This window comes from Nonomuraea sp. NPDC050680 (genome assembly GCF_040654555.1).
Classification (GTDB): domain Bacteria; phylum Actinomycetota; class Actinomycetes; order Streptosporangiales; family Streptosporangiaceae; genus Nonomuraea.
Genome location: NZ_JBFAIF010000015.1, coordinates 143394 through 158679, shown reverse-complemented (window position 1 = coordinate 158679; position 15286 = coordinate 143394). Strand labels below are relative to the sequence as shown.

16 protein-coding genes are annotated in these 15286 nt (G+C 70.5%); 3 read left to right on the top strand and 13 right to left on the bottom strand.

The genetic code is table 11. The features are described from left to right. Positions 1–41: 41 nt before the first annotated feature. Positions 42–710, top strand: coding sequence for an SIS domain-containing protein (locus AB0H88_RS37075; protein ID WP_357652886.1), 669 nt, complete (start codon positions 42–44; stop codon positions 708–710). 15 nt (positions 711–725) lie between these two features. Then, entirely contained in the window at positions 726–3146 is a 2421-nt protein-coding gene (gene hypF, locus AB0H88_RS37070; protein ID WP_357652884.1) for a carbamoyltransferase HypF, read from the top strand. Between the two features lie 15 nt (positions 3147–3161). Here hypF and hypE read toward each other — a convergent pair whose 3' ends face one another. The 12 genes from hypE to AB0H88_RS37010 all read right to left on the bottom strand — a co-directional run bounded on the left by hypE (position 3162) and on the right by AB0H88_RS37010 (position 13049). After that, complete coding sequence (hypE, locus tag AB0H88_RS37065; RefSeq protein WP_357652882.1) at positions 3162–4235, bottom strand: hydrogenase expression/formation protein HypE; 1074 nt, start codon at positions 4233–4235, stop codon at positions 3162–3164. Continuing rightward, positions 4232–5359 carry a hydrogenase formation protein HypD gene (hypD, locus tag AB0H88_RS37060; protein ID WP_357652880.1) on the bottom strand — a complete coding sequence of 376 codons (1128 nt, stop codon included), beginning with the start codon at positions 5357–5359 and terminating at the stop codon, positions 4232–4234. Before hypD ends, hypE begins: the two co-directional genes overlap by 4 nt. Positions 5360–5380: 21 nt before the next feature. Then, positions 5381–5653 (bottom strand): HypC/HybG/HupF family hydrogenase formation chaperone, encoded by a 273-nt coding sequence (locus tag AB0H88_RS37055; protein WP_357652878.1) that lies wholly within the window; start codon positions 5651–5653, stop codon positions 5381–5383. Beyond that, the gene (locus AB0H88_RS37050; protein ID WP_357652876.1) at positions 5631–6026 is read right to left on the bottom strand and encodes a hydrogenase maturation nickel metallochaperone HypA; all 396 of its coding nucleotides are present in this window, start codon (positions 6024–6026) and stop codon (positions 5631–5633) included. The genes AB0H88_RS37055 and AB0H88_RS37050 overlap by 23 nt, the downstream gene beginning before the upstream one ends. Before the next feature lie 167 nt (positions 6027–6193). Then, positions 6194–6976 (bottom strand): hydrogenase maturation protease, encoded by a 783-nt coding sequence (locus AB0H88_RS37045; RefSeq protein WP_357652874.1) that lies wholly within the window; start codon positions 6974–6976, stop codon positions 6194–6196. Beyond that, positions 6960–7988, bottom strand: coding sequence for a hypothetical protein (locus AB0H88_RS37040; protein WP_357652872.1), 1029 nt, complete (start codon positions 7986–7988; stop codon positions 6960–6962). The genes AB0H88_RS37045 and AB0H88_RS37040 overlap by 17 nt, the downstream gene beginning before the upstream one ends. Before the next feature lie 3 nt (positions 7989–7991). Next, a complete protein-coding gene (locus AB0H88_RS37035) occupies positions 7992–8687 on the bottom strand; it encodes a DUF6084 family protein (RefSeq protein WP_357652870.1) in 696 nt (231 codons plus the stop codon). Beyond that, entirely contained in the window at positions 8684–8896 is a 213-nt protein-coding gene (locus AB0H88_RS37030) for a hypothetical protein (RefSeq protein WP_357652868.1), read from the bottom strand. The genes AB0H88_RS37035 and AB0H88_RS37030 overlap by 4 nt, the downstream gene beginning before the upstream one ends. Beyond that, positions 8893–9618 carry a DUF5947 family protein gene (locus tag AB0H88_RS37025; RefSeq protein ID WP_357652866.1) on the bottom strand — a complete coding sequence of 242 codons (726 nt, stop codon included), beginning with the start codon at positions 9616–9618 and terminating at the stop codon, positions 8893–8895. Before AB0H88_RS37025 ends, AB0H88_RS37030 begins: the two co-directional genes overlap by 4 nt. A gap of 11 nt (positions 9619–9629) precedes the next feature. Continuing rightward, on the bottom strand, positions 9630–10187 hold the full coding sequence (locus AB0H88_RS37020; RefSeq protein WP_357652864.1) for a hypothetical protein: 558 nt from the start codon (positions 10185–10187) through the stop codon (positions 9630–9632). Between the two features lie 9 nt (positions 10188–10196). Beyond that, positions 10197–11990: a nickel-dependent hydrogenase large subunit gene (locus AB0H88_RS37015; RefSeq protein ID WP_357652862.1), complete on the bottom strand. Its 1794-nt coding sequence runs from the start codon at positions 11988–11990 to the stop codon at positions 10197–10199. An 18-nt stretch (positions 11991–12008) separates the two neighbouring features. After that, on the bottom strand, positions 12009–13049 hold the full coding sequence (locus tag AB0H88_RS37010; protein WP_357652860.1) for a hydrogenase expression protein HypE: 1041 nt from the start codon (positions 13047–13049) through the stop codon (positions 12009–12011). 265 nt (positions 13050–13314) lie between these two features. Here AB0H88_RS37010 and AB0H88_RS37005 point away from each other — a divergent pair, with 265 nt between their 5' ends. Further along, positions 13315–14220: a hypothetical protein gene (locus tag AB0H88_RS37005; protein WP_357652858.1), complete on the top strand. Its 906-nt coding sequence runs from the start codon at positions 13315–13317 to the stop codon at positions 14218–14220. A 28-nt stretch (positions 14221–14248) separates the two neighbouring features. On the opposite strand, the gene AB0H88_RS37000 is transcribed toward AB0H88_RS37005, so the two are convergent. Then, a complete protein-coding gene (locus tag AB0H88_RS37000; RefSeq protein WP_357652856.1) occupies positions 14249–15211 on the bottom strand; it encodes a sulfotransferase in 963 nt (320 codons plus the stop codon). Between the last annotated feature and the right edge of the window lie 75 nt (positions 15212–15286).

The window sequence follows — 15286 nt, the reverse complement described above, 5'->3', positions numbered from 1 at the left end:
ACAGTGCCGGAGTGAGCGGTGCTGGGAAGAACAGTGCCGGAGTGAGCGGTGCAGGGGAGAAGGCCGTGAGCGACGCGCTCTATCCCTTCCTGTCCTCTGCGGCGGGCGACGTCGAATCGCTGCTGGCCACGGTGACCCGGTCCACGGCGGAGAAGGCCCGGGAGATCGTCGTGCTGCGGCAAGAGGTCCTCACCCGGCTCGGCCCCCGGATCGCCGCGTGCGCCGGGGCCCTCGCCGCGGCCTTCGCCGACGGCGGTCGACTGTTCACCTTCGGGAACGGGGGCAGCAGCACCGACGCGCAGGCCGTGGCCCACCTGTTCCTCGCTCCCGGACCCGGGCACAGAGGGCTGCCGGCGATGTCGCTGACGACCGACGTCGCGCTGCTGACCGCGCTCACCAACGACATCGGCTTCGACGCGGTCTTCGCCCGGCAGCTCGCCGCCCTGGGCACCGGTACGGACATCGCGATGGGGATCTCGACGAGCGGCGGCTCGCTGAACGTGGTGCGCGGGCTCCAGGAAGCCAAACGCCTCGGCATGGTGACGGTCGGGCTCGCCGGTTCGGGGGGCGGTCAGTTGGCCGAGTGCGGTGCCGTCGATCATCTGCTGGTCATCCCGTCCTCGTCCGTCCATCGGATCCAGGAGGCGCAGGCCACCGTGTGCCATGTGCTGTGGGAGTCGGTGCGGCGGGCGTTGGACGAGGCGGACTGACCGTTGGACCCGATCGTGCGCTCCCGGATCCGGGTCGAGGGCATCGTCCAGGGCGTGGGGTTCCGGCCGTTCGTCCACGGCCTGGCCGTCCGGTACGGCCTGTCGGGCACGGTCGGCAACGCCGGTTTCGGGGTGTTCATCGAGGTCGAGGGCCCGGCGGGGGCGGTGAGCGCGCTGATCGAGACGGTCAGCGGGAACGCGCCCGCGCTGGCGGTCGTGGACCGGGTGAGCGTGGAATCGGTGCCGCCCACAGGCGCCCGTGGCTTCCGCATCGTCCCGAGCGAGACGGGCGAACCAGGAAGCGAGATGGGCGTCCCGAGCAAGACGGGCAGACCAGGCGAGACGTGCGTACCGAGCGAGACAGGCAGACCGAGCGAGACGTGCGTACCGAGCGAGACCGGCGGACCAGGCGAGACACGCGTGCCGAGCGAGACCGGCGGACCAGGCGGGATGGGCGGCGCCCCACGCGCGCATGTGTCGCCGGACGCGGCGACCTGTGACGACTGCCTGGCCGAGCTGTTCGATCCGGCCGATCGCCGCTACCGCTACCCCTTCGTCAACTGCACCAACTGCGGCCCCAGGTTCACGATCATCACGGCCATCCCGTACGACCGCGCCGCGACCACCATGCGGACCTTCGCCATGTGCACGGCGTGCGCGGCGGAGTATCGCGATCCCCGCGATCGCCGTTTCCACGCCCAGCCGGTCTGCTGCCCCGCCTGCGGTCCCACGCTCGTCCTGCACACCTCCGAAGGCGCGGTGATCGCGGGCGATCCGGTGGCCGAGGCGGCGGCGCTGCTCCGCGGTGGTTCCATCCTCGCGGTGAAGGGACTCGGCGGCCATCACCTCGCCGTGGACGCCACCGACGAGGACGCGGTCGCTGAGCTGCGGGGCCGCAAGCACCGTGGGGACAAAGCGTTCGCCGTGATGGCGCCGGACCTGGCCGCCGTACGCGAGTTGTGTGAGCTGGACGGCGAGGCGAGCGGGGTGGTCGCCGCCCTCACCAGCGCGCGCCGCCCGATCGTGCTGCTGCCACGACGCCCCGGCTCGCCCATCGCCGTCTCGGTGGCACCCGGCAACCGGGACATCGGGGTGCTCCTGCCGTATACGCCCCTGCACCACCTGCTGGCCCGCGAGCTGGGCCGCCCCTTCGTACTGACCAGCGGGAACCTGTCGGGCGAGCCCATCGCGCACCGCGACGAGGACGCGCGGCGGCTGGCCGCCGACGCCTTCCTCACCCACGATCGGCCGATTCACGCGGGCCTTGACGACTCGGTGGTCCGAGTCTTCCGCGACGTGGAGGTTCCGGTACGGCGAGCGCGTGGGCACGCTCCCGCGCCACTAGCGCTGCCCTGGACGTTCCCCCGCCCGGTTCTCGCCTGCGGGGCGCAGCTCAAGAGCACCTTCTGCCTGGCGACGGGCAGCCACGCGTTCGTCTCCCAGCACCTGGGCGACCTGGAGAACTACGCGACGATGCAGGCCTTCGCCGGCGGTGTCGCCCACTTCCGGCGGCTGTTCGGGATCGAGCCGGAGGTGGTGGCACACGACCTCCACCCGGAATACCTGTCCACCAAGTACGCCCTCACCCTCGACGGCGTCCAGCCGATCGGCGTACAGCACCACCACGCCCACATCGCCTCCTGCCTGGCCGACAACGGCCTGACCGGCCCGGTCGTCGGCGTCGCCCTCGACGGCACGGGGTACGGCACGGACGGCACGATCTGGGGCGGCGAGCTGCTCGTGGCCGACCTGGTGGGCTTCGAGCGGGCCGGGCACCTGGAGCCGGTGCCGATGCCCGGCGGCGTGACGGCGATCCGGCAGCCCTGGCGGATGGCCGCGGCCTTCCTGCACAGCGCGTACGGCCCGAAAAGCTTCGACGACCTCGACGTGGTCCGCCGCAATCAGGACCGGTGGCCGGCCGTGGCGGCGCTCGTGGCGAACGGCCCGGCGGATCGGGTGACGTCGAGCGCCGGGCGGCTGTTCGACGCGGTGTCCGCGCTCCTCGGGATCCGCGACACGGTCACCTACGACGGACAGGCGGCGGTGGAGCTGGAGCAGCGGGCGGATCCGGGGGTTCGCGGCGGCTATCCGGTCACCGTCGACGGAACGGTCATCCGCAGCACCGACCTGATCCGCGCGGTCGTCGGCGATCTTCGCCGGGGCGAGGCGTCGGAGGTGATCGCGGCGCGGTTCCACCACGGGCTGGCCGAGGCGGTGGTGACGGCCACGACGCGGGTCGCGGCCGCCAACGGCCTGGAGGTGGCGGCGTTGTCCGGCGGGGTGTTCTGCAACACCCTCCTTCTCGGCGCCGTGGTCGACGGGCTGCGCCGCAACGACCTGCGCGTCCTGCTGCACCGGCGCATCCCCTGCAACGACGGCGGCATCAGTCTCGGGCAGGCCGTGGTGGCGGGGGCTCGGGACCGAGCGACCCGTTGAACGGGTCGCAGGGCGTCAGCAGATGCGCGGCAGCGGGTCGCCGACCAGCAGGTCCACGATGCGGGTGCCGCCGAAGGCGGTTCTCAGCAGTACCAGGCCGGGCGGGTCCTCCCCGACCCACCCGATGATCGCGGCCCCGGCGCCGACCGGATGGCCGCGCATGATGTCGACCGCCCGCTCGGCGTGATCGCCGTCGACGACGGCGACCAGCCGCCCTTCGCAGGCGACGTACAGCGGGTCGATCCCGAGCAGCTCGCACATCCCGGTGACAGCGGGCTGAACCGGTACGGACTCCTCGTCCATCACCACGGAGACACCAGAGGCGCCCGCCACCTCGTTCAGCACAGTGGCCACCCCGCCACGGGTGGCGTCCCGCAATGTCCGCACCTGGGTGGGAAGGGCGTCCAGCAGCTCGGCCACCAGGCCGTTCAACGGGGCGGTGTCCGAGACCGTGTCCGCCTCGATGCCGAGCTCGCCGCGGGCCAGCATGATGGCGACGCCGTGCTCGCCGATCGGCCCGGACACGATGACCGCGTCGCCGGGCCTGGCCGCGGAGATGGACGGCGTGGCCGGGCGCTCGACGACGCCGACCCCGGCGGTGGTGATGTAGCAACCGTCGGCCTTGCCCCGCTGGACGACCTTGGTGTCGCCGGTGACGATCGTGACGCCCGCCGCCTCCGCCGCGGCCGCCATCGAGGCGACGATCCGCCGCAGGTCGCCGACCGGGAACCCCTCTTCGAGGATGAACCCGGCGGACAGGTACAGCGGACGGGCACCGCATACCGCCAGGTCGTTCACGGTGCCGTTGACCGCCAGATCGCCGATGTCGCCGCCGGGGAAGAACAGCGGGGAGACCACGAACGCGTCGGTGGTGAACACCGCACGGGAACCGTCCAGCGTCAGCATGGCCCCGTCCTCCAGCGGGGCGAGCAGCGGATTGCGGAACGCCTCCAGGAAGACCGCGTCGATCAGGGTCCTGGTCGCCTTGCCGCCGGAGCCGTGCGCCAGGGTGATGCGTTCTTCCCGGACCACCGCGCGGCGCCGCCGTACGCGCTCGATCCGGTCGAGGACCTGCTTCTCCGTGGTCATGCCCGGGTCGCCTCCCGCACTCGTTCCCGGCTGAACCGGCCGAAGTTGTAGTACGCCGCGCACGCTCCCTCCGAGGAGACCATGCAGGTCCCGATCGGCGTCTCCGGGGTGCACGCGGTGCCGAACACCTTGCACTCCCACGGCTTGAGCACTCCCTTGAGCACTTCGCCGCACTGGCACGCCATGGGATCGGCGATGCGCGTACCGGGGATGTCGAAGATCCGCTCCGCGTCGAAGGCGGCGTACTCCTCGGCCATCCCCAGCGCCGAGTGCGAGATGAAGCCGAGCCCACGCCACTCGAAGTGCGGGCGCACACGCATCACCGTCCCGATCGCCTCCATGGCGATCCGGTTGCCCTCCCATGGCACCACCCGCGCGTACTGGTTCTCGACCTCCCCACGGCCCTCGGCCAGCTGGCCGAGGAGCAGGTCGACCGCGTGCAGGATGTCGAGCGGCTCGAACCCGGCGACCACGAACGGCTGCCGGTAGTCGCGCGCGATGAACTCGTACGGCCGGCAGCCGATGATCGTCGAGACGTGGCCGGGACCGATGAAGCCGTCGAGCCGCAGGTCGGGCGAGTCGAGGATCGCCTTGACGGCCGGGATGATCAGGACGTGGTTGCAGAAGACGGAGAAGTTGTCGATGCCCTCCTCGGCCGCCCGCAGCACGGTCACCGCCGTCGACGGCGCCGTGGTCTCGAAGCCGATCGCCATGAACACGACCCGCCGGTCCGGATTCTCCCGGGCGATCTTGAGCGCGTCGAGCGGCGAGTAGACCATCCGGATGTCGGCGCCCTGGGCCTTGGCGTCGAGGAACGTGGCCGCTCCCCCGGGCACCCGCATCATGTCGCCGAACGACGTCATGATCACGTCGGGCTGCCGGGCGATGTGGACGGCGTCGTCCACCCGGCCCATGGGGATGACGCAGACGGGACAGCCCGGCCCGTGCACGAGCGTCACGGCCTCCGGCAGGTAGTCCTCGATGCCGTGCTTGTAGATGGTGTGCGTGTGTCCCCCGCACACCTCCATGAACTTGTACCGGCGTCCCGCCTCGCACCGGGCGGCTATCCGCGCGGCCAGCGCCCGGGCCGCGTCGGCGTCGCGGAACTCATCGACGAAGCGCATCGCACTCCTTGCGGAGGAGGGTCATGAGATGTCCGATTCCTTGAGCGCGTCGATCTCGTCGGTGTAGGCCTGCCCGAGGCCGTGCAGCATGTCCATCACGGCCTTGGCCTCGGACTCGGAGATCTTCGACAGGGCGAAGCCCACGTGGACGAGTACCCAGTCTCCGGGCTTGAGGTGGTCGTCGGCGAGCAGCCCCATGTTGATGCGGCGGCGTACCCCGCTGACGTCCACCATGGCGAGGGCGGTGTGCTCCTCGACGGCCCCCACCAGCTCACCGGGGATCCCGAGGCACATCGGCTTCCTCCCCGAACCGGTCTGATTTCACGGCCGACCCGTCCTTGAACTGGACCGATTCCAGGACCAGCTCGTCGCCGCCGCGGACGTCCACGTCGTCGTCGCCGCACCGCGCGCAGACCGCGAGCACGTCGACGGACTCCGACTGGTGGCCGCAGGCCCCGCAGTCCACGGTGACGGGCGTGACGACGAGGTCGAGCGCCGCCCCCTCGGCGGCGCTGCCCTCGGCGGCGATCGCGAAGGCATGGTCGAACGCCTCGCCCACGACGGCGTGGCGGGCGCCGATCCGGACCCGCAGCCCGGTGACCCGCCGGCCGTCCGCCTGCTGCCGGACCAGGTCGACCAGGCCCTCGCACATTCCTAGCTCATGCATGAAGTGCCCTACATCCTTCTCATGTTCAGGTAGCGCTTGATCTCCGGCCATTGCGCGGCGATCATCGCGGCGACCGCGCACAGCGTCACCAGAGCCACCACCGGCCCCTTCCTCATCCGTTTCCACCTCCTCGGTTTTCGGTAACCCCGGTCCATCGATGGCTTCGATCAAGTCTCGACAAGGGACCGGACCGTCTTGAGCGCCGGGCCGAGCGCCGCGCGAACCGGCTCGCTCAGCTCGACCAGCACGTCTTCGTCCGGCGCCCCGGTCATCACGGTCGCCGGTTCGCAGGCGAGCACGAGCACCCGGGGCGGTATCCGGCCCAGCTCGGCGGCCAGCCGGAGCACGCGTACCGGATCCATGCCGTGGGTCTCCATGGGCACGCCCGCCTCCGGCTCGGCCGGTTCGAGTACGGTCAGCGTCCCGGGAGCCTCCCCGCGCGGCGCGGCATCCACGAAGATCACCGTGTCGTAGTCGCGTTGCAGGGCGTAGGCCAGGTCCATGCCGCGGATCCCGAAGTCCACGACGTCCACTCCGGGCGGCAGGTCCTCGGCCGCCAGGAGTCGCGCCACCTCGACGCCGAAGCCGTCGTCGCCCAGGAAGATGTTGCCGATGCCCGCGACCAGGACGCGGGCGGGTCGGCTCTCCTCCACGATCGGTTCCACCTCCTCGGCGGAGTAGAAGAACCGGTGTCCGGGCAGCTTCGCCTCTCCCAGGTCGCGGCCGGGATCCTCCTCAAGGGTGACGGCCAGGTGCAGGGCGCCCATCTCGTCCTGTTCGACGCTCTCGACGACGGCCACCCGGCCGCCGAGGGCGAGGTCGAAGACGTCCGCCCGCGATCGTGGACGCAGCCGCACCCGGCTGCCCGCGCCGAGCGTCACGCCGTCCACGATCACCGTGTCCGGGCCCCGTCGTTCCATCCGGGCCCAGAAGTCATCCGTCGCGGTCATGTACCGGCTCCTGTTCGATCAGCGGACGGATCTCGCGTACCGTTCCGTGCATCCGCATGAGCCGCTCGGGTGTGAGCGAGGCACATCGGTCGAGGATCTCCCTGGCCCGGGGATCGCCGTCGCGGATCTCCCGCCGCTCCTCCTCGGTCAGGGCGAGCACGCTCAGGGTGAGCAACTGGTCGATCTCGGTGGCGTCGAAGAGGTCACCCGGGCTCTCCGGCGCGATCCGGGGGTAGTCGTACAGGATGATCGGCGCCGAGAGCATGGTGTGCCGCTCGCCCTCCTCGCCCACTATGACCGGCCAGGCGCCGACGTTGTCGCAGCCTTCCGCGAGCGGCCGCAGCTCCTCCGGCGGGTCCGTCAGCGAGACGAACCGCCCGCGTGGCGCGTGCAGGACCGTGTGCGCGGAGAGGAACGCCTGTTTCAGCCCCTCGGTACGGCTGCCGCCCGCCCAACCGGTCGTGTTGGCGACCTCGACGGTGATCCGGAAGACGCCGGGAGCCGGGCGTTCCGCGCGGACCTCGATCCGCCCGCGCAGCGCCCGCCAGCTGCGCGAAAGCGCCCCGACCCCCCGCCCGTCCGGGCCGAGCAGCCATTCGACGTCCCCGCCCTCGGGTATGTCGATGTCCACCACGGCGGCCCGCCGGACGAGACCCGCGAGGTCGAGCCCGAGCGCGGCCACCTCCCGCTCGGTCGCCTCGTCCCTGGCCACGTGGCGCTCACCCCCGGCCGTCAGCTCCGCGACCGGCACGAGCTCCTCGCCGGTGCCGCGCGCGACCTGGCGGGCGACGGCGTGCAGGAAGCAGACCCGGACATCGATGGTGTCGGCCGGGTCCGCCTCGATCAGCACCTGGGTGCGCATCAGCGAGGAGTCGCCCGTCTCGGCGCACCGCTCGGGGTAGACGCCGCCCAGGGTCCAGCGCTGCGCGTTCTTGAGCGACGAGCGGCGGTAGGGCCACAGCAGGTATCCCTCGTACAGCACCGCGCGCGCGACCTGTGTCACCTGATCCATCGGTCAGCCACCGCCCTGCTCTTTTCCCTGACGCTCGCGTACCAGCAGCGCCGCCACGACGTCGTCCCAGGTCGTCAGCGTGTGCCGGACCTTGTAGTCGTAGAGCCGGTCGAAGGCGTCGCGGTCCAGCCGGAGCCAGGCGCTGCGCGGGAAGTAGTGCTCCATGACGTCCTTCCAGACCTGGACCGGCATCCGGAACGTGACGTCGGTGTCCCACGGGATCCGGGCCGCCCGGAGCAGGCCGGCGTCGAGGTAGAAGATCGTCCCGCTGAACAGGAAGGTCAGCGGGACCTCACCGTCCGGAAGGGAGTGGAAGTATTTGGCGACCGCCACCTCGAAGTCGTAGGTGCAGGCCACGTCGATGCTCGCCACCGTGTGCCCGTCGAAGCCGGGTACCTGCGTCACCGCCCGCGCCCACAGCAGGCTCCTCGATGTCCGGCCCCAATCCTCTGGCGCGCCGAACAGGTCGGTGAGCCGCCGCCGGGTGGGCGGGTCGTACTGGCGCCGCGCGGCGTCGATGCGGATGTGGGTGTCCAGCGCGACGCTGCGGATCGGCGACGGACCGGCGCCGTCGATCCGCAGCGTGAACCGCACCGTCGGCACGGCGGCGAACTCCACCGCCGCGGCGCTCTCGATCACGAACCTGAGCGCCGGCGGCGGCGCGTCCTCCCGCGTGGCGAAGGCGGAGTCCGGCCTCATGCCGGGGACAGGTTGGGCATGGCCGGGTCGATCGGGTCGTGGTGCTTCGGGTTGATCCCGGTGGATCGCGCCGCCGTCGAGCGGCCGTCGGGAAGGTGACCCGGCTGCTGCTCGTAGTTGCCGACCGCGTTGCCCTCATGGACGCCCTTCAGGTGCGCGGTCATGTCGGGCCGCGCATCGGGGCGGCCCACCTTGATGGTGCCGGTCATCGTGGAACTCCTTTCGACAGGCCCACGGGCATGGGCATGGGCTTGGCCCGGCGCCGCAGCTCGGCGAAGAAGGCGCCGACCTCGTTCCAGACGTCCTGGCCGCCGGCCAGGCCCGTCCAGTGAGACCTGAGCACGGCGACGAGGGCGAAGCAGTCGTCGATCGGCACCAGCCAGTGGTCTCGCGCGTCGCGCGTCCGGTTGACCAGCAGCGCCTCCACGTCGGGGGCCAGCCGCCGCAGCACGGGGTTGGCCTCCTCCACCGCGGCCCAGGCGGCCGGCTCGACCGCGGCCTCGACCGCTCCGGCGGGGCTCGGGTAGCGGATCACCGTCCGGCCCTCGGCCGAGTCGTGACAGGCGAAAGCCATGTGAACGGGAATGTCCAGGGCCGCCCAGGTGGCGTCGTCGAGAGCGAAGTCCGGCAGGTACCACCGGCGGTCGGGCACCAGGCGGTAGCGGTCCCCTTCGGCCGGTGGATGCTCGAAGAGCAGCGCGCACGGCCGGCAGGCACAGCGCGGTTCGCGGACCGCCGGTTCGAGCAGGTGACGGTGGTCGTCGGGAATGGGCGCGGCGCACAGCTCGCACCGGCAGCGGCCGCCGTCATGATCGGCCGCAGGCTGGTCAGCCGCAGACGGATCGGTCGTAGGCCGGTCAGTCGTAGGCCGGTCAGCCGCACGTCGCTCGGCCGTCCGGTCGATGAGGCCGCGCAGACCCCCTCGTGCCATGCCGCGCTCCCTCACGACGTCCGCGCGCCGGGTTCGCGGCGCAAGGCGTCGATGGAGATCAAGACAGGTGCCGGGCCGACCTCCTCGATCTCCACCCGGTCGAGCTCCGGGGCCGCGTTGCGGATCGCCTCCTCCAGCAGGGCCGCCCGATCGACCGTGCCGCTGCCACCACAGCCGCCACCGCCGGTGCCGCTACGGCCGCCGCAGCCGCCGCGACCGCGCAGGAGCCGTACGCTCGCCACACCGTCCGCCACGGCCACCGCCTCCACGGCCGCGCCGCCGAGCCGGGGCCGTACACCGCTCACGGCCTTCTCCACCCGGGCGGACACGTCCAGCGGGTGCAGGTCGTGCAGCACCAGCAGGTAGGAGACCAGTTCGTCCTGCGCGAGCGCCGGCCCGAGCCTTTCGCCGCCGATCGCGACGATCCGGGCGAGCGCCTCGCCGTACAGGTCGAGCAGCGCCTGGAGCACCTCGATGGTGGACTCCGGTTCGGGCAGCGACTCGACGCCGTCCAGCAGGGCGTCCACCCGGGCCACCCGGTCGGCCACCTCACGGTCGGTCAGTGACATCGCCCGCCCCTATCCGGAGATGCTCGTGCCCAGCGTCGGGGAGTGCACCTGCTTGAGCACCTTCCCGTCGCCGAGGTACATGTGGACGCCGCACGGCAGGCAGGGGTCGAAGCTGCGGACCGTACGCATGATGTCGATGCCCTTGAAGTTCTCCGGGCCGTTCTCCTCGAAGATGTGCATGCCCTGGACCGCGTCCTCGTACGGTCCCGGGGTGCCGTAGATGTCCCGAGGGCTGGCGTTCCACGGCGTGGGCGGGTACGGGTGGTAGTTGGCGATCTTGCCGTCGCGGATCACCATGTGGTGGGACAGGACCCCGCGCACCGCCTCGTGGAACCCGCAGCCGATCGCGTCATCGGGCACGTCGAAGTCGGCGAAGACGCGCGTCCGGCCGGCGCGTACCTCGGCCATCGCCTGGTCCAGGAAGTGGAAGGCCATCGCGGCGGAGTAGGCGACGAAGTAGATGCGGGCCCGGTTGCGCTCGATCGTGTTGGACCACTTGGGTATCTTCCACTCGAACCGCATCTCCGGCAGGGCCGCGCTCTTGGGCAGGTTGATCTCCACGCTGCTGCCGGTCGCCCGCACGCCTCCGGTGTCGACGAGGCCGGCCAGCGCCGTCGTCCAGAGCCGTGCGAGGGCCCCGCCCCCGGTGTCGAGCGCGAGGTGGTCGTCCGTGCGGTCGTCGTACCAGCGAGGGCTCATGACCCAGCTGTAGTTGCCGCCCGCCAGGTCGCGCTTCTGCGGCTTGGGCAGCGTCGTCTGGTTCCACGGATGACGCCGGTCCACCGGGTTGCCCAGCGGGTCGTGGGTGACGAAGACCTCCTCGTTCACCCAGTCGTCGTAGAACGAGCTGCCCAGCAGGATCCGCATGCCGAGGTTGATGTCCACCAGGCTCGTGGTGCGCAGCTCGCCGTCCAGGACGATGCCCGGGGTGACGAACATGCCCCGGCCCCACTCGCCCATGTTCCGGTAGTCGTAGTCGACCACGGCCGGATCCTGGAACGAACCCCAGCAGCCCAGCATCGTCCGCCGCCGGCCGACCTCCTCGTACCCGGGCAGCGCCTCGTAGAAGAAGTCGAACAGGTCGTCGTTGACCGGGACGACCTTCTTCACGAAGTCGAGAACCCTGAGCAGCCGGGACAGGTAGTCGGTGAACAGCTGAGGCGTCGCCACCGTGCCCACGCCGCCCGGGTAGATCGTCGAGGGGTGCACGTGCCGCCCCTCCATCAGGCAGAACATCTCCCGCGTGATCCGGCTGACCTGCAGCGCCTCGCGGTACATCGCGCCGGTGAACGGGTTGAACGCCCGCATGATGTCGGCGATCGTCCGGTACCCGTGGACGCCGCCATGCGGTGCCTCGGTGGTCTCCGCCCTGCGCAGCAGGGTGGGGTTGGTCTCCTTGACGATCTGCTCGCAGTAGTCGACGAAGACCAGATTGTCCTGGAACAAGGTGTGATCGAACATGTACTCGGCCGCCTCGCCGAGATTGATGATCCACTCGCCCAGCGGCGGCGTCTTGACGCCGTAGGCCATGTTCTGGGCGTAGACCGAGCAGGTCGCGTGGTTGTCACCGCAGATGCCGCAGATGCGGCTGGTGATGAAGTGCGAGTCCCGCGGGTCCTTTCCGCGCATGAACACGCTGTAGCCCCGGAACAACGAGGAGGTGCTCTTGCACTCGACGACTTCCTTGTTGTTGAAGTCGATCTTCGTGTAGATCCCCAGGTTGCCGATGATGCGGGTGATCGGGTCCCAGGACATCTCGACGAGCTGCCGAGTCTCCTGAGCCTCCTTGGATCGGATGGTCACCGCGACGTTCCCTCTCCCCTAGCTATGTTCCGGTTGGTAGCCGCTGGTCAGCTCAGGCCGGTTGTGGCGCCACTTCGGCTCCTTGTTGACCGTCCTGTTGGTGATGGAGCGCAGCTTGCGGATGACCGACCCGTACGCTCCGGTGGCGGTGGAGGACACCAGCGCGCCGGGAGGCTGGTCCATGAACGGCATGAACTTGTCCGGGAACCCGGGCATCGTGCAGCCGATGCAGATGCCGCCCACATTGGGGCAGCCGCCGATCCCGCCCATCCAGCCGCGCTTGGGCACGTTGCAGTTGACCACCGGTCCCCAGCAGCCGACCTTGACCTGGCATTTGGGGGAGTTGTAGTCCTTGGCGAAGTCGCCCTGCTCGTAGTAGCCGGCGCGGTCACACCCCTCGTGCACCGTCTTGCCGAACAGCCAGGTCGGTCGCAACTCCTTGTCCAGGGGGATCATGGGAGCCAGCCCCGCGGCCTGGTACAGCAGCCAGGTCAGGGTCTCCATGAAGTTGTCGGGCTGCACCGGGCAACCCGGCACGTTGATGATGGGCAGGCCGCCGGCCGAGCGGAAGTCGTGACCCAGATAGTCGCCGAGTCCCATGCTTCCCGTCGGGTTGCCCGCCATGGCGTGGATGCCGCCGTACGTCGCGCAGGTGCCGATCGCCACCACCGCCCACGCCTGCGGCGCGAGCCGGTCGATCCACTGGTTGACGGTGATCGGCTGCCCGGTGACCGGGTCGTTCCCCATCGACGTCCAGTAACCGTCGCCGTTGATCTGCTCGTTGGGGATCGACCCCTCGACCACGAAGACGAACGGACGTAGCCCGCCCTCCGCTGCCTGGTGGAAGGCGGCCATGAAGTCGCTGCCCACCTCCGCCGCCAGCACCTTGTTGTGCAGAACCACCTTCGGCAGTCCGGGCACCAGGCCGAGCAGCACGGCTTCGAGGCTCGGATTGGAGGCCGCCGTCACTGAGACCGTGTCGCCGTCGCAGCTCATGCCCTCCGAGGTCCACAGCACGTGAACCTCGTCCACAGCGGCTTTCGTCGTGGTTTCGCTCATGTACACGGCCCTCGTCTCGGCAGTTGACGGGAATGCCGTAGGTATCGCCACCAATGACAAGGAGTAAGCATTCGATGCACATAGTGACCACATCGATGGAGGAATCCGGACGACCAGGTCACTTCCCTTACCGATTGCTGCACGTCTTAGGACACGGCTCCCATGAGAGCGTGTAGTATCCATACTATTTAGGTAGGAATAAGGGAATGCAAAGGGCCGGTGAGCAGCGGTGTCCCACTCCAGGTCGTGGCCTAGCCTCGTCTCCATGTCGAACCCCGCGGACGTTCCCGCTGCCCTGCTCCCCGACCCTGACCGCGCGACCGTCGCGATCGCACCGCCGATCGCGAGCGAAGGACACTGGGCAGGGGGTCCCAGCGCGGTCGCGGCGGACGGGCTGATCTATCTCGCCTACCGGCTGCGCCGCCCTGTGGGGGAGGGACGCGGGTACGCGGTGGTGGTGGCCCGTTCGGTGGACGGTGAGCGGTTCGAGACCCTGACGACGATCACCCGCCAGGAGATGGCCGCCGAGTCCCTGGAACGGCCCACCCTGGTACGCACCGAGGACGGGCGCTGGCGGCTGTACCTGAGCTGCGCCACCCCGGGCACCAAGCACTGGCGGGTGGAGGTGCTGGAGAGCGACGACCCCGCCCGGTTCGACCCGCGCTCGCGCGAGACCGTCCTGCCCGGCGACCCCAAGACCGGCGTGAAGGATTCGGTGATCGTCCGGCACGACGGCAAGTGGCACCTGTGGGCCTCCTGCCATCCGCTGGCCGACTCCGACGAGGCCGACCGGATGGTGACCGACTACGCCACCAGCGCCGACGGCCTGGAGTGGACGTGGCACGGCACGGCGCTGAGCGGGCGGCCGGGGCTGTGGGACGGGCGGGGCGTACGGATCAGCTCGGTGCGTTTCGTCGGTGACCGGGTGCTGGCCTTCTACGACGGCCGGGCCAGCGCGGCCGAGAACTACGAGGAGCGCACCGGGATCGCCGTAGGGCCCGACCCCGGCGAGCTGACCCCGGTGGGGACCACCCCGGCGGCCATGTCGCCGCACGCGGGCGGCGGCCTGCGTTACCTCGACATCGTCGACCTGCCGGACGGCCGCGTCCGGCTGTACTACGAGTACACCCGCGCCGACGGAGCCCACGAGCTGCGCACCGAACTGCGCTGATCATCTCTTTCCGGACCGCCGCTGATCGTCAGGATGGGGCCGGGCGCCCGTTTCTGGACTGCCGCTGGCCGGGCGGCCGGGTGCCGACCAGGCCGCCCGAACGTTCCCTGGGCCTGAGCCAGTCGCTGAAGTCCTCGCCGGTGACCTGCTGCAGGAGCCGGATGTCCGCGGTGAAGTACGGGATGAGCTGCCGCCGCTGCTCCCAGGTCAGGGGGCGGCGCGGAGCGGCCCGCCGCTGGAGCAGCTGCTCGACGGGATCGGCCAGAGTCCCGGGCAGGAGCCGCCGGACCGAGGACAGCACCGCGTGCCGCGGGCTCGCGTCGGGATGCGCGGTCACGTTCTCCCTCGGCATCTCGGTCAACAGCCCCCGCTCCACCCCGAGGAAGCCGCAGATCCGGTCGAGCGTGTCGGCCGGCCGGTCGACGAGGTCGCGGTAGCGGAAGAGCAGGACCTGCTCGCGCGGGAACAGCTCGTACAGGGCGGCCAGCTGCTCGCCGTACCGGCCGAGTCCCAGGTAGTGCCAGAAGTGCGCCCATCCGGCCGCGATCCGTTTGCCCTCCGCCTCGCAGGCGCGCACCACGTCGCCGATCGGTTCGAGCCCGGCCGACCACAGGTGGGTCCAGTTGGAGTGGGCGCGCTCGACCGGGTCCCGGACGATCACGATGAGCTTGGCGTGCGGGATGGCCGCCTTGATGCGCCGCTGCGCGTCCCGGTCGTACAGGTAGAAGGGCGTGCACTCGCCGGCCAGCGTCCCCGCGGGCGCCGCGGCGAACAGCGCCTCGTAGTCCTCGCGGCGCCAGACGTGCTCCCGGTACGTCTCCACGTCGCCGGGCCCGCCCCTGGCCGGTGGCGGGCCGTCGGTGAGGAAGTACTTGGGCTCCTTCACCGGTGGCAGGAAGAGCTGCGGATGCCGCTGGAGAGCGGCGTGCAGGGCCGTCGTTCCCGCCTTCGGGACCCCTGCGACCAGGAAGTTCGGCATATCCACGGTCATCCCTCCAAATCCCCACAACTAACATCCAATTTCCTACCAGTTATATAGGATGTTCAAGTAGGCAATTGGACAGGG